The 26,946-nt window shown below is 67.6% G+C and carries 24 protein-coding genes; 10 read left to right on the top strand and 14 right to left on the bottom strand.

Translation table 11 applies throughout. The features are described 5' to 3' along the window. The first annotated feature begins 60 nt into the window (after positions 1-60). Both AC1DC5_RS07485 and AC1DC5_RS07480 read left to right on the top strand, forming a co-directional pair. A complete protein-coding gene (locus tag AC1DC5_RS07485; RefSeq protein ID WP_441404321.1) occupies positions 61-822 on the top strand; it encodes a TetR/AcrR family transcriptional regulator in 762 nt (253 codons plus the stop codon). Next, the gene (locus tag AC1DC5_RS07480) at positions 819-2,978 is read left to right on the top strand and encodes an acyl-CoA dehydrogenase family protein (protein ID WP_476864714.1); all 2,160 of its coding nucleotides are present in this window, start codon (positions 819-821) and stop codon (positions 2,976-2,978) included. The genes AC1DC5_RS07485 and AC1DC5_RS07480 overlap by 4 nt, the downstream gene beginning before the upstream one ends. An 89-nt stretch (positions 2,979-3,067) precedes the next feature. Here AC1DC5_RS07480 and glgA read toward each other — a convergent pair whose 3' ends face one another. Beyond that, entirely contained in the window at positions 3,068-4,273 is a 1,206-nt protein-coding gene (glgA, locus tag AC1DC5_RS07475; protein WP_476864713.1) for a glycogen synthase, read from the bottom strand. 96 nt (positions 4,274-4,369) lie between these two features. Here glgA and glgC point away from each other — a divergent pair, with 96 nt between their 5' ends. The 3 genes from glgC (at position 4,370) to AC1DC5_RS07460 (ending at position 7,899) form a co-directional block, all read left to right on the top strand. Continuing rightward, positions 4,370-5,791 (top strand): glucose-1-phosphate adenylyltransferase, encoded by a 1,422-nt coding sequence (gene glgC / locus AC1DC5_RS07470; protein WP_441404320.1) that lies wholly within the window; start codon positions 4,370-4,372, stop codon positions 5,789-5,791. An 86-nt stretch (positions 5,792-5,877) separates the two neighbouring features. Next, positions 5,878-7,341 (top strand): SDR family NAD(P)-dependent oxidoreductase, encoded by a 1,464-nt coding sequence (locus tag AC1DC5_RS07465; protein ID WP_476864712.1) that lies wholly within the window; start codon positions 5,878-5,880, stop codon positions 7,339-7,341. Positions 7,342-7,428: 87 nt separating this feature from the next. Then, the gene (locus tag AC1DC5_RS07460) at positions 7,429-7,899 is read left to right on the top strand and encodes a pyridoxamine 5'-phosphate oxidase family protein (RefSeq protein WP_476864711.1); all 471 of its coding nucleotides are present in this window, start codon (positions 7,429-7,431) and stop codon (positions 7,897-7,899) included. Positions 7,900-7,940: 41 nt separating this feature from the next. On the opposite strand, the gene AC1DC5_RS07455 is transcribed toward AC1DC5_RS07460, so the two are convergent. Next, positions 7,941-8,402: a universal stress protein gene (locus AC1DC5_RS07455; RefSeq protein WP_441404080.1), complete on the bottom strand. Its 462-nt coding sequence runs from the start codon at positions 8,400-8,402 to the stop codon at positions 7,941-7,943. Between the two features lie 304 nt (positions 8,403-8,706). On the opposite strand from AC1DC5_RS07455, the gene AC1DC5_RS07450 reads away from it, so the two are divergent. Beyond that, the gene (locus tag AC1DC5_RS07450; RefSeq protein WP_476864710.1) at positions 8,707-9,435 is read left to right on the top strand and encodes a response regulator; all 729 of its coding nucleotides are present in this window, start codon (positions 8,707-8,709) and stop codon (positions 9,433-9,435) included. Between the two features lie 67 nt (positions 9,436-9,502). On the opposite strand, the gene AC1DC5_RS07445 is transcribed toward AC1DC5_RS07450, so the two are convergent. After that, on the bottom strand, positions 9,503-11,152 hold the full coding sequence (locus tag AC1DC5_RS07445; RefSeq protein WP_476864709.1) for a sensor histidine kinase: 1,650 nt from the start codon (positions 11,150-11,152) through the stop codon (positions 9,503-9,505). A gap of 220 nt (positions 11,153-11,372) precedes the next feature. Between AC1DC5_RS07445 and AC1DC5_RS07440 the strand changes: the two genes are divergently transcribed. Then, positions 11,373-11,861, top strand: coding sequence for a pyridoxamine 5'-phosphate oxidase family protein (locus AC1DC5_RS07440; protein WP_441404077.1), 489 nt, complete (start codon positions 11,373-11,375; stop codon positions 11,859-11,861). A 92-nt stretch (positions 11,862-11,953) separates the two neighbouring features. On the opposite strand, the gene AC1DC5_RS07435 is transcribed toward AC1DC5_RS07440, so the two are convergent. The 3 genes from AC1DC5_RS07435 to AC1DC5_RS07425 all read right to left on the bottom strand — a co-directional run bounded on the left by AC1DC5_RS07435 (position 11,954) and on the right by AC1DC5_RS07425 (position 15,360). Beyond that, on the bottom strand, positions 11,954-12,805 hold the full coding sequence (locus tag AC1DC5_RS07435) for a transglutaminase family protein (protein WP_441404076.1): 852 nt from the start codon (positions 12,803-12,805) through the stop codon (positions 11,954-11,956). After that, positions 12,802-13,728 carry an alpha-E domain-containing protein gene (locus tag AC1DC5_RS07430; protein WP_024366688.1) on the bottom strand — a complete coding sequence of 309 codons (927 nt, stop codon included), beginning with the start codon at positions 13,726-13,728 and terminating at the stop codon, positions 12,802-12,804. Before AC1DC5_RS07430 ends, AC1DC5_RS07435 begins: the two co-directional genes overlap by 4 nt. Positions 13,729-13,803: 75 nt before the next feature. Next, positions 13,804-15,360 carry a circularly permuted type 2 ATP-grasp protein gene (locus tag AC1DC5_RS07425; RefSeq protein ID WP_441404075.1) on the bottom strand — a complete coding sequence of 519 codons (1,557 nt, stop codon included), beginning with the start codon at positions 15,358-15,360 and terminating at the stop codon, positions 13,804-13,806. Positions 15,361-15,539: 179 nt separating this feature from the next. Here AC1DC5_RS07425 and AC1DC5_RS07420 point away from each other — a divergent pair, with 179 nt between their 5' ends. Together AC1DC5_RS07420 and pepN are read left to right on the top strand one after the other, a co-directional pair. Then, positions 15,540-16,571: a YeiH family protein gene (locus AC1DC5_RS07420; protein ID WP_476864708.1), complete on the top strand. Its 1,032-nt coding sequence runs from the start codon at positions 15,540-15,542 to the stop codon at positions 16,569-16,571. Positions 16,572-16,575: 4 nt separating this feature from the next. Continuing rightward, positions 16,576-19,179: an aminopeptidase N gene (gene pepN, locus AC1DC5_RS07415; protein WP_476864707.1), complete on the top strand. Its 2,604-nt coding sequence runs from the start codon at positions 16,576-16,578 to the stop codon at positions 19,177-19,179. A gap of 133 nt (positions 19,180-19,312) precedes the next feature. Here pepN and AC1DC5_RS07410 read toward each other — a convergent pair whose 3' ends face one another. The 5 genes from AC1DC5_RS07410 to AC1DC5_RS07390 all read right to left on the bottom strand — a co-directional run bounded on the left by AC1DC5_RS07410 (position 19,313) and on the right by AC1DC5_RS07390 (position 23,420). After that, a complete protein-coding gene (locus tag AC1DC5_RS07410) occupies positions 19,313-20,419 on the bottom strand; it encodes a lipoate--protein ligase family protein (protein ID WP_476864706.1) in 1,107 nt (368 codons plus the stop codon). Between the two features lie 122 nt (positions 20,420-20,541). After that, the gene (locus AC1DC5_RS07405) at positions 20,542-20,799 is read right to left on the bottom strand and encodes a type B 50S ribosomal protein L31 (protein ID WP_441404071.1); all 258 of its coding nucleotides are present in this window, start codon (positions 20,797-20,799) and stop codon (positions 20,542-20,544) included. 165 nt (positions 20,800-20,964) lie between these two features. Continuing rightward, positions 20,965-21,774: a TrmH family RNA methyltransferase gene (locus AC1DC5_RS07400; protein ID WP_476864705.1), complete on the bottom strand. Its 810-nt coding sequence runs from the start codon at positions 21,772-21,774 to the stop codon at positions 20,965-20,967. Positions 21,775-21,830: 56 nt separating this feature from the next. After that, positions 21,831-22,616: a sulfite exporter TauE/SafE family protein gene (locus AC1DC5_RS07395; protein WP_476864704.1), complete on the bottom strand. Its 786-nt coding sequence runs from the start codon at positions 22,614-22,616 to the stop codon at positions 21,831-21,833. 18 nt (positions 22,617-22,634) lie between these two features. Further along, positions 22,635-23,420 carry an ABC transporter ATP-binding protein gene (locus AC1DC5_RS07390; protein ID WP_476864703.1) on the bottom strand — a complete coding sequence of 262 codons (786 nt, stop codon included), beginning with the start codon at positions 23,418-23,420 and terminating at the stop codon, positions 22,635-22,637. A gap of 166 nt (positions 23,421-23,586) precedes the next feature. On the opposite strand from AC1DC5_RS07390, the gene serB reads away from it, so the two are divergent. Continuing rightward, on the top strand, positions 23,587-24,495 hold the full coding sequence (gene serB / locus AC1DC5_RS07385) for a phosphoserine phosphatase SerB (RefSeq protein WP_476864702.1): 909 nt from the start codon (positions 23,587-23,589) through the stop codon (positions 24,493-24,495). A 91-nt stretch (positions 24,496-24,586) separates the two neighbouring features. On the opposite strand, the gene AC1DC5_RS07380 is transcribed toward serB, so the two are convergent. The 3 genes from AC1DC5_RS07380 to AC1DC5_RS07370 all read right to left on the bottom strand — a co-directional run bounded on the left by AC1DC5_RS07380 (position 24,587) and on the right by AC1DC5_RS07370 (position 26,852). Beyond that, positions 24,587-25,336: an SDR family oxidoreductase gene (locus AC1DC5_RS07380; protein WP_441404066.1), complete on the bottom strand. Its 750-nt coding sequence runs from the start codon at positions 25,334-25,336 to the stop codon at positions 24,587-24,589. A gap of 156 nt (positions 25,337-25,492) precedes the next feature. Next, positions 25,493-25,912, bottom strand: a complete 420-nt coding sequence (locus AC1DC5_RS07375) for an Hsp20/alpha crystallin family protein (RefSeq protein WP_441404065.1) — start codon at positions 25,910-25,912, stop codon at positions 25,493-25,495. A gap of 214 nt (positions 25,913-26,126) precedes the next feature. Next, entirely contained in the window at positions 26,127-26,852 is a 726-nt protein-coding gene (locus tag AC1DC5_RS07370) for a beta-ketoacyl-ACP reductase (RefSeq protein WP_441404064.1), read from the bottom strand. Positions 26,853-26,946 lie beyond the last annotated feature (94 nt).

Genomic DNA, 26,946 nt, shown 5'->3' with positions numbered 1-26,946 from the left:
TCCTTCGATCAAAGCGGGTTACCGATACCCAGCGTACCTGATACGCTGGGTATCGTGAACATCCCCCAGCCTGATCTTCCCGGCGGAACCTTGGCTGGCTCCGCCGCTGCCGGCGCCGGCAGTGTTGACGGCCGCGCCTCCCGGTGGCAGTCGCACCGTGAAGAGCGTCGCCGCGAGCTGATCAAGTCGGCACGCGTGGCCGTGCACGCCCTCGGCAGTGACGCGTCGATGGAGGACATTGCCGCGGCGGCAGGCACCTCGAAATCCGTGTTCTACCGGTACTTCGGAGACAAGGCCGGGCTGCAGCAGGCAGTGGGCGAAGTGGTCCTGAGTCAGATGCAGCGCCGCATCCAGGAGGCTGCCCAGAGCGCACAGACTCCCCGCGAGGGCCTCTTCGCCATGGTTTCCGCGTACCTCCAGATGGCCGAAACCAGCCCGAATGTGTACACGTTCGTCACGCGCTACGCCCCCGGGGACGCGGACGCCGCCAACGGCACCATGGCCACCGCCGGTGCACTGGGCCACTTCTTCGCGGCGATCAGCGACATGATCGCCCGGCCCATGCGCAGCCACCTCGGCGACGGGCGCGAGGCCGTGATCGGCTACTGGCCGAACGCGGCGATCGGTCTGGTCCGGAACGCCGGCGAACAATGGCTCGCCAGCCCGGCATCCCCCTCGAAGCCCGGCCAGGAGGCGATGGCACGCCAGATTACCGACTGGCTGTGCCTCGGCATCGCCCCCGAGCTGCGCACGGCAGCCCCGAACCAAACACCACCGACTTCAGCACCGACCTTGTCAGAACCAAAGAAGGAATCGACATGACCGAACTCGCCGACCGCCCCGCGGACGCCTCCCGCAACACTGCAGTCCGCAACAACGCCACCCGCACCCCTGCTGCTCCGACGCCGTCGGCTTCGGCGACGCCGGGCACGCAAGCTCCCGCCGTCGACGTCGCCGCGCTGGGCGAGCTGCTCCTGGGCAAGTGGGCCGACACCCGCCGCGTCTCCCGGGCGCTCGCAGGCCGCCCGGAGCTGCACAAGACGGAAGGACTGACCCACACCGAGCACCGCAAGCGCGCCTTCGGCCAGCTGAAGATCCTGGTGGATCACGGCGCCGTGCACCGTGCCTTCCCCGTCTCCGTCGGAGGCGCCGACGAACACGGCGGCAACGTGGCTGGCTTCCAGGAACTCGTCATCGCCGACCCCTCCCTGCAGATCAAGGCCGGCGTCCAATGGGGATTGTTCGGCTCCGCAGTGAACCACCTCGGCACCCGGGAGCACCACGAGAAGTGGCTGCCGGGCATCATGAGCCTGGACATTCCCGGCTGCTTTGCCATGACGGAGACCGGCCACGGCTCGGATGTCGCCAGCATCGCCACGACCGCCACGTACGATCCGGCCACCGAGGAATTCGTGGTGCACACGCCGTTCCGGGCAGCCTGGAAGGACTACATCGGGAACGCCGCCGTAGACGGACTTGCCGCCGTCGTCTTCGCCCAGCTCGTCACGCAGGGCGTCAACCACGGCGTCCATGCCTTCTACATGGATCTCCGCGACCCTGAGACCAAGGACTTCCTGCCGGGAATCGGCGGCGAGGACGACGGCGTCAAGGGCGGCCTGAACGGCATCGACAACGGCCGGCTGCACTTCACCCACGTCCGGATCCCGCGCACCAACCTGCTGAACCGCTACGGCAACGTCGACGCCGACGGCAGCTACAGCTCCCCCATCGCCAGCCCCGGCCGCCGGTTCTTCACCATGCTCGGCACCCTGGTCCAGGGCCGCGTCTCGCTCGACGGCGCCGCCGTCACTGCCTCGAAGCTGGCCCTGAAGACAGCGATCCAGTACGCCACGGAACGCCGCCAGTTCAACGCCTCCTCACAGACCGACGAGGAAGTTCTGCTGGACTACCAGCGGCACCAGCGCCGGCTGTTCACCCGCCTCGCCACGACGTACGCCGCGGGCTTCGCCAGCGAACAGCTCCTGCAGAAGTTCGACGACGTCTTCTCCGGCCGCACCGACACGGACGAGGACCGCCAGGACCTGGAAACCCTCGCGGCGGCCCTCAAACCGCTCAGCACGTGGCACGCCCTCGACACCCTGCAGGAATGCCGCGAGGCCTGCGGCGGCGCCGGCTTCCTGATCGAGAACCGCTTCGCCTCACTGCGCGCCGACCTGGACGTCTACGCCACCTTCGAAGGTGACAACACCGTCCTGCTGCAACTGGTCGCCAAACGGCTGCTGGCCGACTACGCCAAGGAATTCCGCACCGTGAACTTCGGCGTGCTGGCCCGCTACGTGGTGGGCCAGGCCACCGGCGCCGCCATCCACCGCACCGGCCTGCGCGGCGTCGCGCAGTTCATGGCGGACTCCGGCTCGGTGCAGAAGGCCGCGATCGCCATCAAGGACGAGGCGAGCCAGCGCGCGCTGCTGACCGACCGGGTGCAGACCATGGTCGCCGAAGTGGGCTCGGCTCTCAAGGGCGCCAACAGGCTGCCGCAGGAGCAGGGCGCGGCGCTGTTCAACAGCCACCAGAACGAACTCATCGAAGCTGCCCAGGCGCACGCCGAGCTGCTGCAATGGGAGGCCTTCACCGAAGCGCTGGGCAAGGTCGCGGACCCGGGCACCAGGAAGGTTCTGACCTGGCTGCGCGACCTCTTCGGCCTCTCGCTGATCGAGGAAAACCTGTCCTGGTACCTGATGAACGGCCGCCTCTCCATGCAGCGTGCCCGGACCGTGGGCGAGTACATCAACCGGCTGCTGGTCAAGATCCGCCCGCATGCCCTGGACCTGGTGGACGCCTTCGGGTTCGGCCCGGAACACCTCCGCGCCGAGATCGCCACGGGCGCCGAGAGGGTACGCCAGGACGAGGCCCGCGAATACTTCAGGCAGCAGCGCGCCAGCGGGGACGCCCCGGTGGACGAGAAGATCCTGCTGGCCCGCAAGAGCCACGGGGCCAAGACCCGCGAAAGCAAATAGTCCGGCCTCTGACGCGTCCCGATAACGACGACGGCGCCGCCCCTCAGCCGGGGCGGCGCCGTCGTCGTCTCTGTTCTGGAGGCAGCGGGTCAGGAACCGCCGGGGAGCACCGAGCGGTAGACCTCAAGCGTGGTTTCGGTGATGGATTCCCAGGAGAAGTGCTCCTCGGCACGGCGCCGCCCGGCCTGGCCCATGGCGCGGGCCCGTTCGGGATCGGACACGACCTCGGTCAGGGCCGCGGCGAATTCGGTGACGAATTTCTCCGGGTCCAGCGGGGTGCCGGTCCCGTCCGTGACCTGCTCGATGTCCACCAGCAGGCCGGTCTCGCCGTGCTGGACAACTTCGGGGATCCCGCCGGTGGCGCTGGCCACGACGGCGGCGCCGCAGGCCATGGCCTCCAGGTTGACGATGCCGAGCGGTTCGTAGATGGACGGGCAGGCGAACGCCGTCGCGTGGCTGAGGACCTGGACGAGCTCATTCCGGGGCAGCATCCGCTCCACCAGGATCACACCGCCGCGCTGGGTCTGCAGCTCCTCGATCAGGCGGGCGGTTTCGGCCGCGAGCTCGGGGGTATCGGCGGCACCGAGGCACAGCACCAGCTGGACATCGGCGGGCAGCCGGGCGGCCGCGCGGAGTAGGTACGGCACACCCTTCTGGCGTGTGTTGCGGCCTACGAAGACCACGCTCGGCCGCTCCGGGTCAATCCCCAGGGCGCGGACGACGTCGTCACCCTCGTCCCGGTTCCAGAGGCTCACGTCGATGCCGTTGTGCACCACCTTGACCTTGGCCGGATCCACCTCGGGGTAGCTGCGCAGGATGTCCTGGCGCATGCCCTCGGACACGGCAATGATGGCGGCCGCGGCCTCATACGCGGTCTTTTCCACCCAGGAGGACACGGCGTAGCCGCCGCCGAGCTGTTCGGCCTTCCACGGGCGCAGCGGTTCCAGGCTGTGGGCGCTGAGCACATGCGGAATGCCGTGCAGCAGCGACGCGATGTGCCCCGCCATGTTGGCGTACCAGGTGTGCGAATGCACCAGGTCCGCGCCGGCGATGTCGGGAACGATCCGCAGATCCACCCCTAGGGTCTGCACGGCGGCGTTCGCGCCGGCGAGGTCCTCGGGCACGGCGTAGGACGTGACCGTGGCACCGTGGTAGCCCGGTTCACGGGGCGCGCCGAAGGCGCGCACCTGCAGATCCACGTGCTGGGCCAGTACCCGGCTGAGTTCGGCCACGTGGACCCCGGCGCCGCCATAGATCTCGGGCGGGAATTCTTTGGTCACAATGTCTATACGCACAAACCCCAAGGTAGTCGTTACGGTGGAACTGATCTAGTGTGAAGACGTTCGGGCGTGCCGGACTGATTTGGGGAAGTACAAAGGCGTTCAGGAGCGATCACCATGCCGAATAAAAAAGTTCTGGCCATCGTCCTCGCAGGTGGCGAGGGAAACCGGCTCATGCCACTGACGGCGGACCGGGCCAAACCCGGCGTCCCGTTCGCCGGAAGCTACCGGCTTATTGACTTTGCATTGTCCAACCTGGTCAATTCCCGCTATTTGCAGATCGTCGTCCTGACGCAATACAAGTCGCACAGCCTGGACCGCCACATTTCCGAAACCTGGCGGATGTCGACCCAGCTGGGCAACTACATCGCCTCGGTCCCGGCCCAGCAGCGCGTGGGCAAGAGCTGGTTCCTCGGCAGCGCCAACGCCATCTACCAGTCCCTGAACCTCATCCACGACGCGAATCCGGACATCGTCGTCGTCGTGGGCGCAGACCACGTCTACCGGATGGACTTCGCCCAGATGGTTGACCAGCACGTCGCCAGCGGTGCCAAGGCCACGGTCGCCGCCGTCCGCCAGCCCCTGCACATGGCCGACCAGTTCGGTGTCATCGAAGTGGACCAGGACAACCCCGAGAAGATCGCGGCCTTCGTGGAGAAGCCGTCCTCCACCCCGGGCCTCGCCGCCGACCCCACCCAGTTCCTCGCTTCCATGGGCAACTACGTCTTCAACGCCGACGCCCTCGTCGAAGCCCTGCACGTCGACTCCGAGCGTCTGGACACCAAACACGACATGGGCGGTGACATCATTCCGTACTTCGTCGACAAGGGCGAGGCCGGAGTCTACGACTTCACCCTCAACCAGATCCCCGGGTCCACCGAACGCGACCGCACGTACTGGCGAGACGTCGGCACCATCGACTCGTTCTACGACGCGCACATGGACCTCATCTCGCCGGTGCCGGTGTTCAACCTCTACAACTCCGAGTGGCCCATCTACACGCGGCAGAGCATTTCCCCGCCCGCCAAGTTCGTCCGCGGCCAGAAGAACACGGTGGGCACCGCCCTGGATTCGATCGTCGCCAGCGGCACCGTGATCTCCGGCGGCATCGTCGAAGGCTCCGTGCTGTCCAACGACGTCTACGTCGGCACCTCCAGCCGGGTGCTGGACTCCGTGCTGATGGACAAGGTCAACATCGGTGAAGGTGCCGTCGTCAAGCGCGCCATCATCGACAAGAACGTCCGGGTCCCGGCGGGCGCCGCGATCGGCCTCGATCCCGAGCTGGACCGGGCCCGCGGCTTCAAGGTCACCGATTCAGGCATCACCGTCCTGTCGAAGGGGCAGCTTGTCCCCGAACCGGGCGAGGACGAGCGCGCCTTGTCGGCCGCCAACCTGATTCTGGTGCCGGATGCGGTCAGGGCCGCCACGGAGAACTGGCCTGCCCTGCGGGAGTCGGTGGACAAGGTGGCGGAAGTCCAGGCCGCCGCCGTCGGCGTCGCGGTCCCCGGCACTGGGTCCCCCAAGGGGAGCTGAGCCTTTCTTCCGGCGAGGCGCCGGAACGGACGGGAGCCCGGCACCGGCGTCGGGCCGGGCTCCCTGCAGGCTGTAAAATTAGGGAAATGAGCTCCCCCGATCTGCCGTCCGATCTGACCCCCGAGGAAATCCAGGCCTGCCTGAAGGTCCTCAACAGCATCCACGTCTACGACGAGGAGCACCCGGACTACGTATCGGTGCGCCGCGCCACCGGAAAAATGTTCAAGGCCGTCAAGCGCCACCGCCGGGTCAGCAAGCGCGACCTGATCGCCGAAGCGGACCGCGCAGTGATCGCGCAGACGGCGACGGCGGCCCCGGACCGGATCGACGACGAAACCCGCGGCAACAAGCTCGCGCCCTCCGCGACCGGGCAGATCGCCGGCCACCTCATCAAGTCGCGCCCCTGCTACATCTGCAAGCAGCACTTCACCCAGGTGGATGCCTTCTACCACCAGCTCTGTCCCGAGTGCGCCGAATTCAGCCACAGCAAGCGCGACGCGCGGACGGACCTGAGCGGCCGGCGCGCCCTTCTCACCGGCGGCCGGGCGAAGATCGGCATGTATATCGCCCTGCGGCTGCTCCGCGACGGCGCCCACACCACCATCACCACCCGCTTCCCCAAGGACGCCGCCCGGCGCTTCGCCGCCATGGAGGACAGCGGCGAGTGGCTGCACCGGCTGCGGATCGTCGGCATTGACCTGCGCGACCCTTCCCAGGTCATGGCGCTGACCGACTCCCTGGACGCCGCTGGCCCGCTGGACATCATCATCAACAACGCGGCCCAGACCGTCCGCCGCTCCGGCAACGCGTATAAGCCGCTGGTCGACGCCGAGGACGAGCCCCTTCCGGCAGCCCTGCAGGCCGCAAACGGCGGCCCCGAACTGGTGACCTTCGGCCACGCCCACGACAAGCACCCGCTCGCCCTGGCGAGCACCGTCCTGGAGCACCCGGTACTGGCCGGCGACGCCATCACGTCCTTGGCGCTGTCCACCGGATCCGCGTCGCTGGAGCGGATCGCCTCAGGCACCGCCATCGACGCCGGCGGCCTGGTTCCGGACTTGGCCACGATCAACAGCTGGACGCAGGTGGTGGACGAAGTGGATCCCCTGGAAATGCTCGAGGTCCAGTTGTGCAACGTCACCGCGCCGTTCCTCCTGGTCAGCCGGCTGCGCGGGGCGATGAAGCGCTCCACCGCGAGGCGGAAGTACATCGTGAACGTCAGCGCCATGGAAGGCCAGTTCTCCCGCGCCTACAAGGGCCCCGGCCACCCGCACACCAACATGGCCAAGGCGGCCCTGAATATGATGACCCGGACCAGTGCACAGGAGATGCTCGACGCCGACGGCATTCTGATGACGGCCGTGGATACCGGCTGGATCACCGATGAGCGGCCGCACTACACCAAGGTGCGCCTGATGGAGGAGGGCTTCCACGCCCCGCTGGACCTCGTCGACGGGGCAGCCAGGGTCTATGACCCGATCGTTATGGGCGAGTCCGGCGAGGACCAGTTCGGGGTCTTCCTGAAGGACTACAAGCCGAGCCCCTGGTAACCGCGCGCGGCACGCAGGGCCGTCCGTGCGGGCAACGGGCCTTATGGCCCTGATGAGGTCCCGGGCCGGAACGTAACGTGGGTCCACATGAGCACTGAGACGACGCCTGCGCCCGATTTTGGACTGTCCCTTGACCAGTGCTGGGTGCTGCTGGATACGGAAGTTGTGGGGCGGGTCGCCCTGATTGTGGACGGCCATCCCGAGATCTTTCCGGTGAACTTCGCGCTGGAGCGCCGCTCCATTGTGTTCCGCACCGCCGGAGGGTCCAAGCTGTGGGCGGCGATGACGGCCAAGCCGATCGCCTTTGAAATCGACGGCTACGACGCCCACGAGCAGCAGGCCTGGAGTGTGGTGGCCCGCGGCGAGGCCCAGCTGATTGAAAGCCAGCAGGAGAAGGACGCCGTCGACGAACAACTGCTCGAGCCGTGGCAGCCGGGCGACAAGAACTATTACGTGCGCCTGTCCCCCAAGGCCATGACCGGGCGCCGGTTCAAGGTCAACAAGCCGGATCTGTGGAGCACGCGGCTCTCAGATCCCCGCCGGGCGTCTTTCGAATAGCCGGCTACAGACCGGACGGGCCGCGGCCCGTTTCACCCCGGCTACTTGGCCTCCTTCTTGTCCTTTGTTTCCGGGGAATGGACCACCAGCACCGGGCAGTGGGCATGCGCCACCAGCGCAGAACTCACGGACCCGATCAGCATTCCGCCGAAGCCCCCGTGGCCGCGGCGTCCCACCACCACGAGGTCGGCATCCCGGCTGGCCTCAATCAGAGTGTGCCGTGGGTGCCCCTGAACGAGCCGCATTTCGACGTTGGCCGGGATTTTCACCCCGAACGCCTTCTCCACCGTCTCCTGCAGGATTTCGCCTGCACGGACGTCGAAGTCGTTGATGCCCATGGCCACGTAGCCGTCATAGACCGGGGGGACGTCCCAGCTGGCCATCGCAACCAGCGTCGCCGAGAGCGGTCCGGCGAGGCTCTGGGCCTGGCGCAGCGCTTCCACCGACGCGCCGGAACCATCAACCCCCACCACGATGGTCCGAATGTCCCTGGCTTCGGTCATTGCAGTTCCCTTCGTCGAGCAGCCGGCGCGTCCAGCCTAGAATGTCGCGGCAACCATAGGAACAGCAAGGGCCAAAAGTCATAAGGCCAGCCGATGGTGACACCGCAGCAGGACCAAGGACCCTTGTCCGGGTTCGGGCCGGAGAGCAGAATTGCAGCAGTCGCCACGGCGACAGCGACGCTTGAGTCGGCGACAATAGACTGAGCGCGCACGATCCGCAGGCTCGGCCGGCAGGCAGGGTCTGGGGGCACGCTGGGGAGCACCGCACCATACTTGGCAGCACAAGCTGCCCGACAGGAGAACCATGATTGCCTGGTCAGACGCAGGTCTCACTGCACCCGACGGGGTTCCGGCTGTCATCCGTGTCTTCATTCTGGATGACCACGAACTCGTCAGACGTGGCCTCCAGGAGCTCCTTGAGGGTGAAGGGTTCCTGGTGGTGGGAAGTTCGGGTTCCGCCGTCGAGGCGACCCGCCGCATTCCCGCCCTTCATCCGGACGTCTGCGTCCTCGACGCCAGGCTGCCGGACGGAACCGGGATTGAGGTCTGCCGCGACGTACGCTCCGTGGACCCCTCGCTGAACTGCATTATCCTGACCAGTTTCGACGACGAACAAGCCCTGCGTGGAGCCGTCTTGGCGGGCGCCAGCGGGTATGTCCTGAAGGAAATCGGCGGCACCGACCTGATCGGGGCGCTGCGCCGGGCGGCCGCGGGAGAGTCGATCTTCGCGGAGGGAGTCGCTGCCGGCGTCGTCGACAGCCTCGTCGAGGCCGAAGATGTTGACCCCCGGACGTCCTCCCTCACGCCCCAGGAGCGCCGGGTGCTGGAGCTGGTGGGCGGGGGGCTCACAAACCGCCAGATTGCCGCCGAAATGTTCCTCGCTGAGAAAACCGTCAAGAACTACGTCTCCTCGCTCCTGGCCAAGCTGGGCTTCGAACGGCGCACCCAGGCCGCCGTCTTCATCGCCGGGCCCGCGTCGCCGGCAGCGCCCGGAAGCCATGCCGAAGCCGTCCGCCCGCACAGCGTACGCTAGCTGGCCCTCCATGCCCGCCGCCGCTGGCCGCAGCTAAACCGGCGCCGTAGCCAAATCGGCACTTCAGCTAAACCGGCACTGACCACTCAAGGCTGGTCCCGACGTCCGGGGCGCTGGTGACGGTGCATTCGCCATCGAGCATGCGGGCCCGATCCTCCAGGTTGGCGAGTCCCCTGCGTTTTTCCGGTTCGGCGAAGCCGGCGCCGTTGTCCGTGATGACAACCGTGACCCTGCCCTTGACGACGCCGACCGACACGGAGATGGCGTCCGCACCTGAATGCCTGATGGCGTTGCTGAGGCCCTCCGACACCACTGCCACGACATTGTCCGCCTTGTCCGGCGTGACGGCATCCACCGGACCCGTCATGGTCAGGCGCGGTGTGAACGGCATGGACTTCGCCGAACTGCGCGTCACGCGCCGGATCCGACCGCTGAGCAGCTCCGTTTCCCCGCTGCTGCTCTTGAGCGAGTAGATAGTGTCCCGCAGGCTTCGGATCGCCTCATCAAGCTCGCCGGTGATGGTGCGGATCCGTTCGGTGGCGAGCTCATCCTTGGTGAAGCGGGTCAGGCTCTGGACGCTCAGCCCGGCGGCGAACAGCCGCTGGATGACAAGGTCGTGGAGGTCGCGGGCGATCCGGTCCCGGTCGGTGAAGACCAGCAGTTCTTCGCGGAGCCGGTGGACGCGGGCAAGCTCGAGGGCGAGGGCGACATGGGACCCGAAGACGGCGCCCATCTCGATATCCGTGCGGGCGAAGTGGAGCGCGCCCGGATCCCGGACCAGCATCAGCAGCCCGTGATGCGCGCCCTGGGTGCTGAGCGCCACGGCCAGCAGCGGTCCGGTGATGCCGCCGTCGATCTCGCCGAACAGGTCCGAGGCGTCATGAAGCACAACGGGCTCCCCGCCGTCGAGGACGCCTTCAAGCAAGGGTGAGTCCAGCGTCAGCCGGCGGCCGGAGAACTGCGGACGGCGTTGGCCGGCGACGCCCGCGACAATATGGCCGCGGCCGTCTGCGGCCGGGGCCACCAGCAGGGCCAGCCGGGAGCCCGACTCCTGCAGTGCCCGGCTGGCGATGGGATCCAGTCCCCCGGAGGTGTAGTCGCGGTCGTTGCTGAGCATGAGCCCGGAGACGTCCATGCAGGCCTCCAGCCAGCGGGCGCGGCGGCGGGCGTCGTCGTAGAGGCGGGCATTTTCAATGGCAACCCCAGCGGCGGCCGCCAACGCCACGGCAAGGCCCTCGTCCTCGGCAGTGAAGTCGCTGCCGTCTTCTTTTTCCGTGAGGTAGAGGTTGCCGAAGACCACGTCCCGGACCCGCACCGGGACGCCGAGGAAGGACTGCATCGGCGGATGGTTCGCCGGGAAGCCGTAAGACTCCGGATGTCGGTGCAGGTCGTGGAGCCGAAGGGGGCGGGGCTCTGAAATCAGCAGGCCCAGGACGCCGTGTCCGGTAGGCAGCGGTCCGATCCGGTGGGCCAGTTCCTGGTCAATGCCGACCGTGATGAAGTGGCTGAGCGCGTGGTCATCGCCGATGACGCCCAAGGCGCCGTAGCGGGCATGCAGAAGCCGGCAGGCGGACTCCACCACGCGCTCCAGCACGGCATCCAGGCTGAGATCCTCGGCGACGGCGACGACTGCTTCCAGCAGTCCGGCCATGCGCTCCTGGGACTGGAGCAACTCCTCGGCCCTGGACACGAATCCCTTGAGTACGCCGTCAATCATGGGCTCTGGCTCCGCGGCCGCCTGGTCCGGATTATCCCCGATTGAATGCATGCTCCTGGCCCCAATTCCCTACAACGAACGCAACGATCGTCGGCGCTGACGATGGTGATGCCAGAATACCCCGTAGCGGGTTCAAAGACCCTAGACGTCGGCTGTATTGCTGTGGATTGTGACCTTATCCCCTACACCGCCGCCGCCGGCCCCGCATAGGATCGGCACCATGAGTACTGATCCGAACCTGGGCAAAAACCAGCAGGCATATGAAGTCGAGATCCTTGACCACCACGAATGCTGGCGGCTCCTACGGGGCGTTTCCCTGGGCAGGTTCGCGGTATGGGTGGACGATCATCCGGACATCTTCCCCATCAATTACAAGGTGGACCACGGGACCCTGGTGTTCCGGACCGCGGAGGGCACCAAGTTGCAGGCAGCCACGGGCGACACGCCGGTGGCATTGGAAGCGGACGGTGTGGACTCGAACACCGGAATGGCCTGGAGCGTCGTAGTGAAGGGCCAGGCCGCACCGGTCAGGCATCCGGAGGAGCTCATGGACACGGTGGGCCTGTTGCTGTTCCCCTGGCAGGGCGGAAAGAAGGAGCGCTTCGTCCGGATCACGCCGGACACCATGACGGGGCGCCGCTTCAAGGTGGTGCCGCCGTTGACTTGGTGGACGCCGCTGGATGACGCCCCGCGATCCGGCCCCGAATAGTCCCGTAAGCCCCTGTTGCGCTATCAGATGCAGCTGTTCTGAGGCTTCAGAGCAGCTGTACCTGGCAGCGCAACGCCGGCTGGCGCCAAGGCTCAGGCCAGGCGGGTGATCTCCACGCTCACGCTGAGAGCCGAGCCGCCGCCGCCGGACAGGATCCCCTTGAGCGGGGGCACGTCGCGGTAGTCCCGGCCCCGTGCGACGGTCACGTGGAAGTCGCCGGCCGGTTTGTGGTTGGTGGGGTCCCAGCTGCGCCATTCGCCGTCCCACCATTCCAGCCAGGCGTGCGACTGCCCGGCGACTGTCTCGCCGAGGTCCGCCGTCGAGCGCGGGTGCAGGTAACCGGATACGTAGCGGGCCGGGATGCCGCGGCTGCGCAGCGCACCGATCGCAAGGTGTGCCAGGTCCTGGCAGACGCCCTGCCGCTGGTTCCAGGCTTGCTCGGCGTTGGTGGTGACGCCGGTGGAACCCTTCATGTAGGTCATTTCCCCGCGCATCCAATCGAAGACCGCCAGGGCGGCCTCGTGCGGGTTGCGGCCCTCGACGACGCCGGGGATGATGGCGAGAACTTCGGCGCCCGGACCCGTGAGCTGCGACTGCGGAATCCAGTCGCTGAACTTGTTGAGGGTTTCCGGGGCCTCCAGGACGTCCCAGCCCACGATGTCCGCCTCGGACGGGATCCGCTCCACCCGGTGCACCTCAACGGTGGTGGTGGACAGGACCTCGAGGTGCTCGTGTGGCATCTGCATGTCGAACGCGGAGACCCGGGTCCCCCAGTAGTCGCGGTAACTGCTCAGGGCGGCCTGGGACGGCGAGACCTTCAGCGAGGACTCCAGCACCACCTGCTGGGGATCCGTCAGCGGGGTCATGCGGGCCTCGTTGTAGGAGAGCGTGACCCGCTTGTTGTACTTGTACGCCGTCTTGTGGATGATACTCAGCCGGGTCATGAAACTTCTCCCACCCAGGCCAGTTCGTCTGCCTGATTGAAGTACTTACGGGAAATGGCGTCCGAGGCCTGTGAGACGGCCTTCTGCACGCGTTCCATGTGCTCCGGCAGCTCTGACATCAGATCGTCGGTGCGGTGGAACTCGAGGAAGGTACGGGCCTGGCCCACGATCCGGCGGGCGTCGTTGATGAAGCCGACGCGTTGGGCCGAGGGGTCCAGTTTCGCGAGGCACTCGTCGGCATCCCGCAGCGCGTAGACGATGGAGCGCGGAAACAACCGGTCCAGGAGCAGGAACTCGGCGGCGTGCTGGTCGCCGAACGCGGCCCGGCGGGTGCGCAGGAACGATTCGTAGGCACCGGCGCAGCGGAGCATGTTGACCCACGACATCCCGGCGGAGAGCACATCACGGGTGGAGAGCATCCGCGCGGTCATGTCGGCGCGTTCCAGTGAGCGGCCCAGGACCAGGAACTGCCAGCTCTCGTCGTGACTCACCGTGGTATCCGCGAGGCCGCTGACCATGGCCGTGCGTTCCAGCACCCAGTTGCAGAAGCGGTAGGTGCCCACGACGTCCTTGCGGTGCTGGTTCAGCCCGTAGTACGTGGTGTTCAGGCTCTCCCAGAGCCCGGACGACACGGTTTCCCGGGCACGGCGGGCGTTCTCCCGCGCCGCGCCGAGGGAGCCGGCGATGGACGTGGCACTCTGCTTGTCGTACGCGAGGGCGTTGAGGAGTTCGGGGAGGCCGAAGTCCTCGCTCTGCGCCCGGGCGCCCATGACGGCGAGGAGTTCCTGCGCAACGCTGCGCTGTTCCTCCATGGGCAGGTGGTTAAGCCGCTCCAGGTGGACGTCGAGGATCCGGGCGGTGCCGTCGGCCCGTTCCACGTAGCGGCCGATCCAAAACAGGGACTCGGCGATACGGCTAAGCATTCGCGGTTACCTCCAGCGCATCGGAAATCTGAAAAGGGCAGGTATGCGGAAAATTGGTCGACGCGGTGCCGCGGGTCATTGCTGCTGCTCCTTCTGGCTGTCGCGCCAGTTGCTCTCGACCGGCCACACGGAAACCCGTTCGCGGACCGTGATGGCCGGGCGCGGCAGGGTCTCCACCGGTACCTCCGGCGAGTCGGCGAGCACCCAGGTGTCCTTGGAGCCGCCGCCCTGGCTGGAGTTCACGATCAGTGAGCCCTCCTTGAGCGCCACGCGGGTCAGGCCGCCGGGCAGGACCCAGACGTCGTCGCCGTCGTTGACGGCAAAGGGGCGCAGGTCCACGTGCCGCGGGCCGAACTTGTCGCCGCTGAGCGTGGGGACGGTGGAGAGCTGCAGGACCGGCTGCGCGATCCAGCCGCGGGGGTCCGCGATGACCCGCTTACGCAGGGCATCGAGTTCCTCCCTGGAGGCATCCGGGCCGATCACCAGGCCCTTGCCGCCGGAACCGTCGACGGGCTTGACCACGAGCTCGTCCAGTCGGTCCAGGACCTCTTCCCGGGCTTCCTTCTCTTCGAGCCGGAAGGTGTCCACGTTGGCGATCACGGGTTCTTCGTTGAGGTAGTAGCGGATGAGGTCAGGGACGTAGCTGTAGACCAGCTTGTCGTCGGCGACGCCGTTGCCCACGGCATTGGCGATCGTGACGCCGCCGGCGCGGGCGGCGTTGACCAGGCCCGGGCAGCCGAGCATGGAGTCGGCGCGGAACTGCAGCGGATCCAGGAACTCGTCATCGATGCGCTTGTAGATCACGTCCACGCGCTGTTCCCCGGCGGTGGTGCGCATGTAGACCCGGTTGCCGCGGCAGATGAGGTCGCGCCCTTCGACGAGTTCCACGCCCATCAGGCCGGCGAGCAGGGTGTGCTCGAAGTAAGCGCTGTTGAACACTCCCGGGGTCAGGACCACCACGGTGGGGTCGTCGACGCCGGACGGTGCCGTTTTCCGCAGGGCGGACAGCAGCCGGCGGGGGTACTCTTCGACCGGCCGGATGAGCTGCTGGCCGAAGGCCTCGGGCAGGCCCTTGGCCATGGCGCGGCGGTTTTCCAGGACGTAGCTGACTCCGGAGGGGACGCGGACGTTGTCCTCGAGCACACGGAAGGTGCCCGCGGCGTCGCGGACGACGTCGATGCCGGAGATATGGACGCGGACGCCTCCGGCCGGCTCGAAGCCGTGCACCTGGCGGTGGAAGTGGGCGCTCGTCGTGACGAGCTGGCGCGGGATGACGCCGTCGGCCACGACGGCCATCTTGTCGTAGACGTCGTTGAGGAACGCCTCGAGCGCCCGCACGCGCTGGGCGACGCCCTGCTCCAGCACGGTCCACTCGTCGGCCGGGATGACCCGGGGCACGATGTCGAGCGGGAAGGGCCGCTCCTCCCCCGCGAAGTCGAAGGTCACGCCGCGGTCCAGGAAGGTCCGCGCCATGGAGTCGGCGCGGGCGGTGACATCAGCGAGCGAGAGTTCACGCAGGGCCCCGGCAACCTGGCCGTAGGATTTCCGCGCCTGTTGCCCGGGGGTAAACATCTCGTCGTAGGCGCCGGTGCGTCCGGCGGCCACTGAGTAATCCTGGAATAGGTCAGACATGGTCACTAGACAATCACATTTTTTGTTGCGAGATCATTTCCGGGCCGGCGGCAGGGCGGCACCGGCAGCGGGAGGAGGGCCGGACTCAAAGGGTTCTGCGGGCCGGAAACCGGCTCGCACCACCGGGCGGAGGCCGTGGCGGTTAAGGCTTTTCCGGAGCGTTGGGGCAAAGTTGGTGGGTGCCACTGATAACTTTCCGCCCGCCGCTCAGGGCCAGCCCGCTCCCGGGACTGCTCCCAGGCCTGCTGGCCGCGGCAGCCGCCGTCGTGCTGGCCCTGGCCGTCCACACGCTGGTTCCCGTCCTCCCGGCCATGACTTTGGCTGTGGCCTTCGGGCTCCTTGCCGCAAACGTCCCCGGGCTCTCCGGCTGGACTGCGGGAGCGGGCCGGCCGGGCCTGGATTTTGCCGGCAAGCACCTCATGCGCGCCGGGATCGTGGTCCTGGGCCTGAAGGTGAGCCTCGTGGATGTGCTTGGGCTCGGCTGGAGCGCGCTGCTGCTGATCACGGGCGTGGTCCTGGCGGCCTTCGCCGGAACGTACGGGATCAGCAGGCTGTTCCGCCTGCCGCCGCAGGTATCGCTGCTGATCGCCACCGGCTTTTCCATCTGCGGGGCCTCGGCCATCGGAGCGATGGCGGCGGTGCGCCGCATCCGGCAACACGACACTGTGCTCCCGGTCGCCCTGGTGACCCTGTGCGGGACGCTGGCCATCGGGGTGATGCCGCTGCTGATCCGGCCGCTGAAACTCAGCCCGGAAGTCTTTGGCGCCTGGGCCGGGGCCTCGGTGCACGACGTCGGACAGGTGGTGGCCACCGCGCAGACCGCGGGGGCATCGGCGCTGGCGGTCGCCGTCGTCGTGAAGCTCACCAGGGTGATCCTGCTGGCTCCCATCGTCGCCGCCGCGGGCCTGCACCACCGCAGCACCGCCGACGCCGGCGAGGGGCTGAAGCGGCCGCCCATCGTCCCGCTGTTCGTGCTCGGGTTCGTCGCCCTGGCGGCCCTGCGGACCACGGGCTGGCTCTCCCCTGCAGTCCTCGACGCCGCCGCGGTGCTTCAGGACGTTCTGCTGGGGATGGCCCTGTTCGGCCTCGGTTCGGCGGTGCGGGTGGGCCAGTTGCTGCACACCGGTTCGCGGGCCCTGCTGGCCGCGCTGGCGTCCTGGCTGCTGATTGCCGCGCTGGGGCTGGGCGCCGCGTTCCTCATGATTAGATAGCTGGGTGTCGAACCAGAACCTGCGCCGCGATGAAGCCGCAACCCGCTCAGCCCTGATCACTACGCACAGCTACGACGTCTCACTGGACGTCCGGCAGGCCGCGGACCAGGATGTCGCCGGGTACACAAGCCGCAGCGTCATCAACTTCTCCGCCGGCGAGACCGGGTCCTCCACGTTCCTGGACTTCATCAGCAGCGACGTGCACAGCGTTTTCCTTAACGGAAAGGGTCTGGACGTCAAGGACGTCGTGGACGGCTCCCGGATCCGGCTGGACAACCTTCTTGCGGAGAACCAGGTCACCGTCACGGGCACCGCGCTGTACAGCACGTCCGGGGAGGGCATGCACCGCTTCTTCGACCCGGCTGACGGCCAGTGCTACCTGTACACCCAGTACGAGCCCGCGGACGCCCGCCGGGTCTTCGCAAACTTCGAACAGCCCGACCTCAAGGCGGAATTCACCTTCCACGTCATGGCCCCCTCGGCCTGGCAGGTGGCCTCGAACGGCGTCGAGACCGGGCGCACGCACCTGACCAGCGACCCGGACACCAGCCGCTGGGACTTCGCCCCCACCAAGGCGATGTCCACCTACATCACCACCGTCCTGGCCGGCCCCTACTTCAAGGCCGAGGATTCCTGGCGCGGGACCCTCGGGGACGGCACCAGCCTGGAGGTGCCCCTGGCCCTCTACTGCCGCGCGTCGATGGCGCCGTCCTTCGACCCCGAGGCGCTCTTCGCCCTCACGAGGAACGGCCTGGACTTCTTCAACGAGCTCTTCGACTTCCCGTACCCGTGGGGCAAGTACGACCAGGCCTTCGTGCCTGAGTACAACCTCGGCGCCATGGAAAACCCCGGACTGGTGACCTTCACGGAGAACTACGTCTTCACCTCCCGGGCCGCCGATTCGCAGTACCAGGCCCGCGCCAACACCCTGCTGCACGAGATGGCCCATATGTGGTTCGGCGACCTCGTCACGATGCAGTGGTGGGACGACCTGTGGCTCAAGGAGTCCTTCGCGGACTACATGGGAACCCTTGGCGTGGACCGCACCACGGACTGGGCCACGGCCTGGGTGAACTTCGCGAACAACCGCAAAGCCTGGGCCTACGTGCAGGACCAGCTCCCCACGACGCACCCGATCGTCGCCGACATCCCCGACCTTGAAGCCGCCAAGCAGAACTTCGACGGCATCACGTACGCCAAGGGCGCCTCGGTGCTCAAGCAGCTCGTCGCCTATGTGGGTTTCGAAGCCTTCATCGCCGGTTCGCGCCAGTACTTCAAGGACCACGCCTACGGGAACACGACCCTGGCCGAACTGCTGGCCGCGCTCAGCGCCGCCTCCGGCCGCGACCTCGCGGACTGGGCCCGCCAGTGGCTGCAGACCTCCGGGATCTCGACCCTCACCACCGGGATCGAGGAGCGCGACGGCGTCCTCGGGACCGTGACCCTCCATCAGGACGCCGAGGACCCGACGACGGGCCGGCAGGAGCCGCGGCCGCACCGCCTGCGGATCGGCCTTTACGAGATGGACGACGCCGGTGCCCTGGTCCGCACGGACAGCGTCGAGACCGACGTCAGCGGCGCCCGGACCGAGGTGGCGGCCCTGTCCGGCAAGCCGCGGCCGGCCCTGCTGCTGGTCAACGACGTTGACCTCAGCTACGCCAAGGTCCGGCTGGACCCGCGCTCCGAGGCCACCGTCCGGGCCTCGCTCGGCGCGCTCACGGATCCGATGGCCCGGGCCCTGTGCTGGACCGCGCTCTGGGATTCGGCGCGTGACGCGGCCACGCCGTCGTCCCTCTATGTGGACGCCGTGAAGCGCTTCGGCCCCGCGGAGACCGGCATCGGCGTGCTGCTCAACGTCCTGGGCAACGCGTCCACGGCGATCGAACGCTATGTGCCCGCGTCCCGGCGGGACACGGTCCGCCATGGCTTCCTGTCCCTGGCCGCCGACGAGCTGCAGAGGGCCGCGCCGGGCTCCGACGAGCAGCTGGCGTGGGCCCGGACGGTCGCCGCGACCAGTCGCTACGACGGCAGTCGGCTGGACCTGCTGCGCGGCATCCTGGACGGCAGCACCGTGATTGACGGCCTGTCCGTGGATGCGGAGCTCCGGTGGAACCTCTGGCACGCCCTGGCCGCCAACGGACAGGCCACTGCCGAGGAGCTCCACGGCGAACTGGCGCGGGACAACACCGCCGCCGGAAAATCCGGGCATGCCACCGCCCTCGCCGCCCGCCCCGAGTCCGCCGTCAAGGAGGCGGCCTGGCAGGAGGCGGTGCATGGCACCTCGCTCTCCAACCAGCTGCTGAGCGCCACGATCGCCGGTTTCAACACGGCCCCGGCGGCCCTGCTGGGTGGATTCGTGGACCGCTACTTTGAGTGCCTGGAGGACGTGTGGGCCGGGCGCAGCATCGAGATTGCCAGCCGGATTGTCCGCGGGCTGTACCCGGCGGGCCAGGACCTCGACGGCGGCGCTCCGGACACGCACGCCGTCGTCGTCCGGACGGATGAGTGGCTTGCCGGGCACGTGGACGCCCCGCGGGCGCTGCGCCGCATCATCATCGAACAGCGCAGCCACCTGCACCGCTCCCTCACGGCACAGGCCGTGGTCTAACCCCCGGTCGACTGCTCCGTAACTGCCCTTTTGGCGGCCCATAAGGGCGGCTGGGCCCACGCCGGCAGGGTTCCCTGGCCGAGCTTGCGAGGCGAGTGTGCCGGTACGGAGCAGCCGATGCGATCGCAGGGCCCTACGGGACGCGGTGCAGCCACTCCTCGGTGCCGAACTTGGACTCCACCCGTTGATGGGCCGCGGCCAGTTCTGCGTCGGTGAGCTCCGACGGCGTTGCAGCGTAGCGCTCGGTGAAGACGTCCATCATGGCCGCGACGATGTCGGTCCGGGACAGTCCGGTCTGCCGGCGGAGCGGATCCACCCGCTTCTTCGCACTGCGGGTGCCCTTGTCGGAGAGCTTCTCCTTGCCGATCCGCAGGACCTCCACCATCTTGTCCGCGTCGATGTCGTAGCTCATGGTGACGTGGTGCAGCATGCCGCCGTTCGCGAGCCTTTTCTGCGCGGCTCCGCCGATCTTTCCCTGCTCGGTGGCGATGTCGTTCAGCGGCACATAGAAGGCGCTGATGCCCATCTTCTCGAGGGCTGCCATCACCCAGGCGTCAAGGAAGCTGTAGGAGTCGGCGAAGCTGATGCCGTCCACCAGGGTCTGCGGCAGGTACAGCGAGTACGTGATGCAGTTGCCGGCCTCCATGAACATCGCTCCCCCGCCGCTGATCCGGCGGACCACGCTGATGCCGTGGCGTTCGACGCCGGCCGGATCGAGCTCGTTCCGGACCGACTGGAAGCTGCCGATCACCACAGAGGGTTCCTCCCAGTCCCAGAAGCGCAGGGTGGGGTTGCGGCGGCCCGCGCCGACTTCTTCGGTCAGGACCTCGTCGAGAGCGACGTTGATGTGGGTGGGCAGCACCGAAGGCCCAATGATGTTCCAGTGGTGGTCCGCCCAGCCGGTGGCCTTCGCGAGGGCGCGGCGGACGGTCACCGCCACGGCGTCGGCGGAAAAACCGAACAGGACTGCGTCGGCGGGCAAGGCAGCCGCCACGGCGGCGGAAATATCCGCCGCGCCGGACTCCGCCGGGAGGCCGGTGAGAGCCCGGTTGATCGCCAGCAGCGCCTCGTCCGGCTCCAGGAAGAAGTCGCCGCTGAGCGAGACGTTCGCGAGGGCACCGTCGACGACGTCGAGATCGGCCACCACGAGCTTGCCGCCGGGAACCTTGTACTCCCCGTGGCGGCGCGTGCCGCCGTCGTCAGCGCTGTTGGAACCGGGATCCGGGCGGAGGGTTGTCATGCCCTCAATCCTGCCACGTGGCGGCCGGCCTGCAGGAACAGGGTCGTTCGGGGGTCATCTGACGCAAAAAGCCCGCACCGTTTCCGGTGCGGGCTTTTCCAAAAGACCTTGGGGAGAAGTAGTTACTTCTTGCCGCCGAAGCCCTTGAAGCGAGCGTTGAAGCGCTCGACGCGGCCTGCAGAGTCCATGATGCGCTGCTTGCCCGTGTAGAACGGGTGGGACTCGGAGGAGATTTCGACGTCGATGACCGGGTAGGTGTTTCCGTCTTCCCACTCGATGGTCTTCTTGGAAGACACGGTGGACTTGGTCAGGAACTTGACGCCGGAAGCCAGGTCGTTGAAAACAACAGCTTCGTACTTCGGGTGGATATCAGACTGCATAATTGGACCTTTGTTCGCGCAACTGGATTTTGCCAGCTGCCAGGTATGAGTGGGATGGCCGGCGGAATGGACCGGACGGCCAGCTATCAATCATAGCGGAAGATCGGCGCGTTCGCCGCCTGACCAGCTGTTCCGTTTTTTAGCCGCGCGGTTCAGGCATACGGTTCAGTCGCGCGGCCGGAGTTCCCAGAATGCGACGGCGGACGCGGCCGCCACGTTGAGCGAGTCAACGCCCGGCCGCATGGGGATCTTGACGGCAAGGTCGACGGCGGCGAGGGTGCCCGCGCTCATCCCGGCACCCTCTGTGCCGAGGACAAGGGCGAGTTTCCCCGGCTGGCGGGCAGCCAGCTCATCGAGGTCGACGGCGTCGCCGGTGAGCTCCATGGCGGCCACGGTGAAGCCATGGTCCCGGAGCGCCTGGAGGTCCCCCGGCCAGTTCTCCAGCCGGGCCCACGGCACCTGGAACACCGTACCCATGCTAACCCGGACACTGCGCCGGTACAGCGGGTCCCCGCAGCGCGGGGAGACGAGGACGGCGTCGACGCCGAGGGCTGCGGCGGAACGGAAGATCGCGCCGACGTTGGTGTGGTCCACGATGTCCTCCAGCACGGCGACCCTGCGTGCCCCGGCGAGGAGCTCGGGCAGCGGCACCGGTTCGGGGCGCTGCATGGCGGCCATCGCGCCGCGGTGGAGGTGGAAACCGGCGATGTCCTCGAGCAGGGCGGCGGAACCGATATAGGCCGGGACGTCCGGGTACTCCGCGAACACATCGGCGAGGTCCTCGAGCCACTTCTCGGCGAGGAAGAAGGACCGCGGCCGGTGTCCTGCCGCGAGGGCGCGGCGGAGCACCCGTGAGGACTCGGCGATGTACATGCCCTCGACGGGTTCCCGGAGCTTGCGCAGGTGCACGTCGGTGAGCTGGGTGTAGTCGGAGACCCGCGGGTCGTCGGCGGACTCAAGGTGGTGGAAAGTCACGGGCGGGCCATTTCAGCGGAGTAATTCGGGAAAGGTTCAGGGGTCACGGGACGGGATCACTTGAACAGGTTGGCGATCATGAACCCCAGGGCCACGAGGCCCAGGACAAAGATGACCCCGCGCAGGACCACCGGGGACAGCCGGCGGCCGACCTTGGAGCCGATCACACCGCCGATCAGCGAGCTCACGGCGATCAGCCCGACGACATTCCAGTCGATCCGGCCGAACGCGAAGAGCAGATAGGAGGCCGCCGCCACAACGTTGACGGCGAGGACCAGGATGTTTTTCATGGCGTTGGCGTTCTGCATGGTCCCGGTCATGAAGATGCCCAGGATCCCGACGAGCAGGATGCCCTGCGCGGCGACGAAGTATCCGCCGTACACGCCGGCGAGGTACACGAGGACCACGAGGATGACGCCGTGGCGGCGGTCCCGGATGGCGTGCTCGGGGTTCTGTTCCCGGTTCCGGACCCATTGCTGCAGCTTGGGCTGGAAGGCCACCATCAGCAGCGCCAGCACGATCAGGACGGGGGCGGCGTAGTAGAAGACCCTCTCGGGCAGGTGCAGGAGCAGGTAGGCGCCGGTGATGCCGCCCAGTACCGAGGCGGGCAGCAGCTTGAGCAGCTGCCTGCCGCGTCCGGTGAGCTCCTTGCGGTAGCCCCAGGCGCCGGAGGCGTTCCCGGCCACCAGGCCCATCGCGTTGCTGATCGAGGCCGTAACCGGCGCGTAGCCGAGGGCGATCAGCACCGGAAAGGTCACCAGGGTGCCGGAGCCCACCACGCTGTTGATGGTCCCGGCCCAGAGCCCGGCAAAGAAAATGAAGACGCTATTGAGGAACTCCACGCGCGGTCAGCGGTCCGTTCAGCGGCGTGCGGTGGCCGTGTACCGGCCGGCGGCGACGCTGACGTCCAGCTGTAGGCCGAAGGTCTCGCTCAAGTTCTCCGCGGTCAGGACGCCTTCGATCGGGCCCTGGGCCACCACGCCGCCGTCGCGCATCAGCATGGCGTGCGTGAAGCCCGGCGGGACCTCCTCGAGGTGGTGCGTGACCAGCACAATGGCCGGGGCGGCCTCGTCGCGGGCAAGTTCACTGAGCCGGTACACGAGGTCCTCGCGGCCGGCCAGATCGAGCCCGGCGGCGGGTTCGTCGAGGAGTAGCAGTTCCGGGTCCGTCATCAGGGCACGGGCGATCTGGACGCGCTTGCGCTCCCCCTCGGAGAGCGAGGCGAACGGCCGGTTCAGCAGCGGGCCCATGCCCCACTCGTTCAGCAGGGAGAAGGCGCGGCGTTCGTCGTCCTTCTCGTACCCCTCGCGCCACCGTCCGGTGACACCGTAGGCGGCCGTCACGACGACGTTGAGGACCTTCTCGTGTTCCGGGATCTGATTGGCCAGCGCGGCCGAGGACAGGCCGATTCGGGGCCGGAGTTCGAAGACGTCGACGGCGCCGAGGATCTCTTCGAGGATGCCCGCCATCCCGCTCGTGGGGTGGATCCGCGCCGCGGCGATCTGCAGCAGAGTGGTCTTGCCGGCGCCGTTGGGGCCAAGAATCACCCAACGCTCGCCTTCCCGGACCTGCCAGTCGACCTTGTCCAGGAGGGTTTTTGCCCCACGCACAACGCTGACGGCGGCCATTTCAAGAACATCACTCATAGGAGTAGACACTAGGACATAAAAGCGGACGACTGATAACCGGAACACCGGGCGCGCGCCGGGCGCGCGCCGGGTGCGTGCCGGGCAGCCGCCGCCTGGCTGCCGCGGCGTCACCGGGGCGCAACGAATTCGGGCCCCCATCCGCCTGATCGCTAGGATTGAAGCCATGAACCTGTTCGTGACCGCAGTGAGCTATGCCCCGAAACTGACCCACCCCGAAGTGCAGCGGCTCCGTGCGCTGCTGGCAGACGCGGGAGTGGCGCTCGACGCCGAAACCCGCACCGGCGACTCCCGCTTCGAGGTGTACACGGCGGACGGCAGCGTTGATTTTGGTTCCGGCCCGGACAGCGGGGAGTCGGCACTGGCTGGACTGCGCCGGGCGGCAGCCGATACCGGCCCAGCGGGAGTGGACACGGCGATTGTCCCCGCCTCGCTGCGGAACGCGCAGCGGAAGTTCCTCATCATGGATGTGGATTCCACCCTGATCCAGCAGGAAGTCATCGAACTCCTGGCCGCCTACGCCGGCAAGCGTGAAGAAGTGACCGAAGTGACGGAGGCCGCGATGCGCGGTGAGCTGGATTTCGCCGAGAGCCTGCACGCCCGGGTGGCGGTCCTCGCCGGGCTGCCCGCCGACGTCGTCGATTCCGTCCGTGCCGAAGTGGAGCTGAGCCTCGGCGCGGCGGAACTCGTGGCCGCGTTCCAGGCCGCGGGCCACGTGGTGGCAGTGATCTCCGGCGGTTTCAACCAGATCCTGCAGCCCATCGCGGAGGGGCTGGGGCTGGACTACTGGATCGCCAACGAGCTCGAAATCGTCGACGGCGCCCTGACCGGGAAGGTGATCGGCGAGGTGATCGACCGGGCGGCGAAGGAGAAATACCTGCGCGCATGGGCCGCCAGGGAAGGCATCCCGATGGAGCACACGATTGCTGTGGGCGACGGCGCCAACGACCTGGACATGCTCGGCGCCGCAGGGATCGGCGTGGCGTTCAACGCCCAGCCGGCGGTCCGTGCTGTGGCGGACGCCGCGGTGAACCTGCCGTACCTTGACGCGGTGCGGCACATCGCCGGCGTCTGAGAGGCCGCACGGTCACCTGATGGCCCTGAACAAAGGAAGGCCGGGGCGGTTGCCCCGGCCTTCCTTGTTGTCCTGCCTGTGAGGCGGGTGCTTAGTTGTTCTTGTTGAAGTAGTCGGAGCCGCCGACGTACTCGGTGTGGCCGGACTCGACGTCGGCCGTGACCATCTTGGCAACCTCGCCGGCGAACTCGACCACGGAGTACAGCTTCCCGGCCTCGGCACGCCGGGCCTCGATGGCGCCCGGGTTTGAGCGGTCCAGCAGGGTGGCCGTCACGGTGCCCTCGATCATGTCGCCGGAGACGACGACGAGGGAGATGCCCTTCTCGGCCAGGTTCGGGACGAGTTCGCGGAGGGCGTCCTCGCCGGCGCGCTTGCTGCGTGCCACGGGCTCGTAGTTTTCCATGGTGGGCACGGTGTTGATGAAGTGTGCCTGGTGGCTGGTCACGAAGACCACCCGGGAACCCTCGGGCATCAGCGGCACGGCGGCGTTGAGCATGTTCACCTGGGCGTCACGGTTGAGCTTGAGGGCGTAGCCCTCTTCCACGCCGGATTCCATCCCGCCGGAGGCGTTGAGGACCAGGACGTCGAGCGAGCCGAAGTTTTCCATCGCGGCGCTTGCCAGGGCCTGGACGCCTTCCTGGGTGGTGAGGTCGGCCCCGACGGCGGCGGCACGGCCGCCGGCGGTCTCGATTTCCGTAACGACCTTGTTGGCGCGCGGCGCCTTCTGGCGGTAGTTCACGACGACGGCGGCGCCCTCGGCGGCGAGGATCTTGGCGACTTCAGCGCCGATGCCCCTCGATGAACCGGTCACGATTGCGGTCTTGTTGTCCAGCAGTCCCATACGAGCTCCTTTGTTCCAAACGTCCAAAAACGGTGGGTCTGCAGTCCATCATGCCAGCGCCACGGGCGTTTTCAGTTGTTCGGGTTCCACAAAGAAGCAGCAGCGGGCTAGTGGCGGCCGGGTCCACGGGCGCCGGCCCCGCCGCATCCGGCCCCGCTACGGGTGGTCGATCCTGATCTTCCGGGACGTCGTGTCGGGGGTGGTCACGGGGGCGGGTGCCCGCACCTCGAGGACGCCGTCCTTATACGTGGCGGTGATGTCCTCCGCCCGGGTGCCCGGCGGCAGCGCAACACTGCGCGAGAAGGAGCCGTAGCGGAACTCCGAGCGGTAGCCGTCCTTGCTCTTGTGCTCGGTTTTTTCCTCACGTTCCGCCCTGATGTGCAGCATGCCCCCGCTCACGGAGACGTCGACATCTTTGTCGGGATCGATGCCGGGGACTTCGGCGCGCACCACCTGCGTGGTTCCGTCCAGAAACTGTTCGACTTTGATGGACGGCGTCATGGTGAGGTCGCCGTCGAGGAAGCGTTTGATCGGCTCCAGCATGTCCGAGGCGACCCACTTGTTCAGTTCAGCCACAGTTGTCCTCCTGAATCCATGCCCCCGCCAAGGTGGGGTCAGGGGCTGTAGCCCTATTACACACCTGCGGACGCACGGCGCAAAGGGCTGAAGGTCCCAGCGAGGCAGGCCCTGAGCGGTGGTGGGCGGGCAGCCGCGTGCGGGCGGGTGCGGCCGGCCCGGTGAGGTGCCGGCCGCGGCGATTCCCGTCGTCGCCGTTGCCGCCTGTTGGAGCCTAGTGGCCCATGCCGAGGCCGCCGTCGACCGGGATGACCGCGCCGGAGATGTAGGCGGCCTCCTCGCTGGCGATCCAGCGGACCACGTTGGCAACCTCGGAGGCTTCGGCGAAGCGGCCGGCGGGGACCTTGGACAGGTAGTCCTTCTGGGTTGCCTCGGGCAGTTCCGCCGTCATGTCGGTGTTGATGAAGCCGGGCGCCACCACATTGGCGGTGATGCCGCGGCCGCCCAGTTCGCGGGTCAGGGAGCGGGCGATGCCGACCAGGCCGGCCTTGGACGCGGAGTAGTTGATCTGGCCGGGCGCGCCGTAGAGGCCCGAGACGGAGGAAATCAGGACGACGCGGCCCTTGCGTGCCCGGATCATTCCCTTGGAGGCGCGCTTGATCACGCGGAAGGCGCCGGTGAGGTTGGTGTCGATGACCGAGGTGAAATCGTCCTCGCTCATCCGCATCAGGAGTGTGTCCTTGGTGATCCCGGCGTTCGCCACCAGCACCTCGACGGGGCCGTGCGCGGCTTCAACTTCTGCGAACGCGGCGTCCACCGAGGCTTCGTCGGTGACGTCTGCCTTGACGCCGAGAATGCCCTCGGGGAGCGCTGATTCGCTGCGGTATGTGACAGCCACCTTGTCACCGTTGGCGAGGAAGGCTTCGGCGATGGCGAGGCCGATTCCGCGGTTTCCGCCGGTGATTAGGACGCTGCGGCCGGTGGTTGCTGTTTCAGACATGGTGGGGCTCCGGAATTCTGCGGCGGACGGCGCCGCGCTGGGGGCGGGATTTTCCTGCCTCCGATCTTAGCGCCCGGCCGGCCCGCGTTTGGGC

This window comes from Arthrobacter sp. 10L424 (assembly GCF_056395325.1).
Note: the sequence above shows the minus strand (reverse complement) of the source record. Positions and strands in the feature narration are given on the sequence as shown.

What these genes read in the sequence shown, in the direction of transcription:
- AC1DC5_RS07435 (WP_441404076.1), bottom strand. Translation starts at nt 12,805, where the DNA reads ATGACCCGGCTGAGTATCATCCACAAGACGGCGTACAAGTACAACAAG.
- AC1DC5_RS07450 (WP_476864710.1), top strand. Translation starts at nt 8,707, where the DNA reads ATGATTGCCTGGTCAGACGCAGGTCTCACTGCACCCGACGGGGTTCCG.
- AC1DC5_RS07430 (WP_024366688.1), bottom strand. Translation starts at nt 13,728, where the DNA reads ATGCTTAGCCGTATCGCCGAGTCCCTGTTTTGGATCGGCCGCTACGTG.
- AC1DC5_RS07440 (WP_441404077.1), top strand. Translation starts at nt 11,373, where the DNA reads ATGAGTACTGATCCGAACCTGGGCAAAAACCAGCAGGCATATGAAGTC.
- AC1DC5_RS07465 (WP_476864712.1), top strand. Translation starts at nt 5,878, where the DNA reads ATGAGCTCCCCCGATCTGCCGTCCGATCTGACCCCCGAGGAAATCCAG.
- AC1DC5_RS07445 (WP_476864709.1), bottom strand. Translation starts at nt 11,152, where the DNA reads ATGATTGACGGCGTACTCAAGGGATTCGTGTCCAGGGCCGAGGAGTTG.
- serB (WP_476864702.1), top strand. Translation starts at nt 23,587, where the DNA reads ATGAACCTGTTCGTGACCGCAGTGAGCTATGCCCCGAAACTGACCCAC.
- AC1DC5_RS07460 (WP_476864711.1), top strand. Translation starts at nt 7,429, where the DNA reads ATGAGCACTGAGACGACGCCTGCGCCCGATTTTGGACTGTCCCTTGAC.
- AC1DC5_RS07370 (WP_441404064.1), bottom strand. Translation starts at nt 26,852, where the DNA reads ATGTCTGAAACAGCAACCACCGGCCGCAGCGTCCTAATCACCGGCGGA.
- AC1DC5_RS07480 (WP_476864714.1), top strand. Translation starts at nt 819, where the DNA reads ATGACCGAACTCGCCGACCGCCCCGCGGACGCCTCCCGCAACACTGCA.
- AC1DC5_RS07410 (WP_476864706.1), bottom strand. Translation starts at nt 20,419, where the DNA reads ATGACAACCCTCCGCCCGGATCCCGGTTCCAACAGCGCTGACGACGGC.
- AC1DC5_RS07390 (WP_476864703.1), bottom strand. Translation starts at nt 23,420, where the DNA reads ATGAGTGATGTTCTTGAAATGGCCGCCGTCAGCGTTGTGCGTGGGGCA.
- AC1DC5_RS07380 (WP_441404066.1), bottom strand. Translation starts at nt 25,336, where the DNA reads ATGGGACTGCTGGACAACAAGACCGCAATCGTGACCGGTTCATCGAGG.
- AC1DC5_RS07425 (WP_441404075.1), bottom strand. Translation starts at nt 15,360, where the DNA reads ATGTCTGACCTATTCCAGGATTACTCAGTGGCCGCCGGACGCACCGGC.
- AC1DC5_RS07455 (WP_441404080.1), bottom strand. Translation starts at nt 8,402, where the DNA reads ATGACCGAAGCCAGGGACATTCGGACCATCGTGGTGGGGGTTGATGGT.
- AC1DC5_RS07405 (WP_441404071.1), bottom strand. Translation starts at nt 20,799, where the DNA reads ATGCAGTCTGATATCCACCCGAAGTACGAAGCTGTTGTTTTCAACGAC.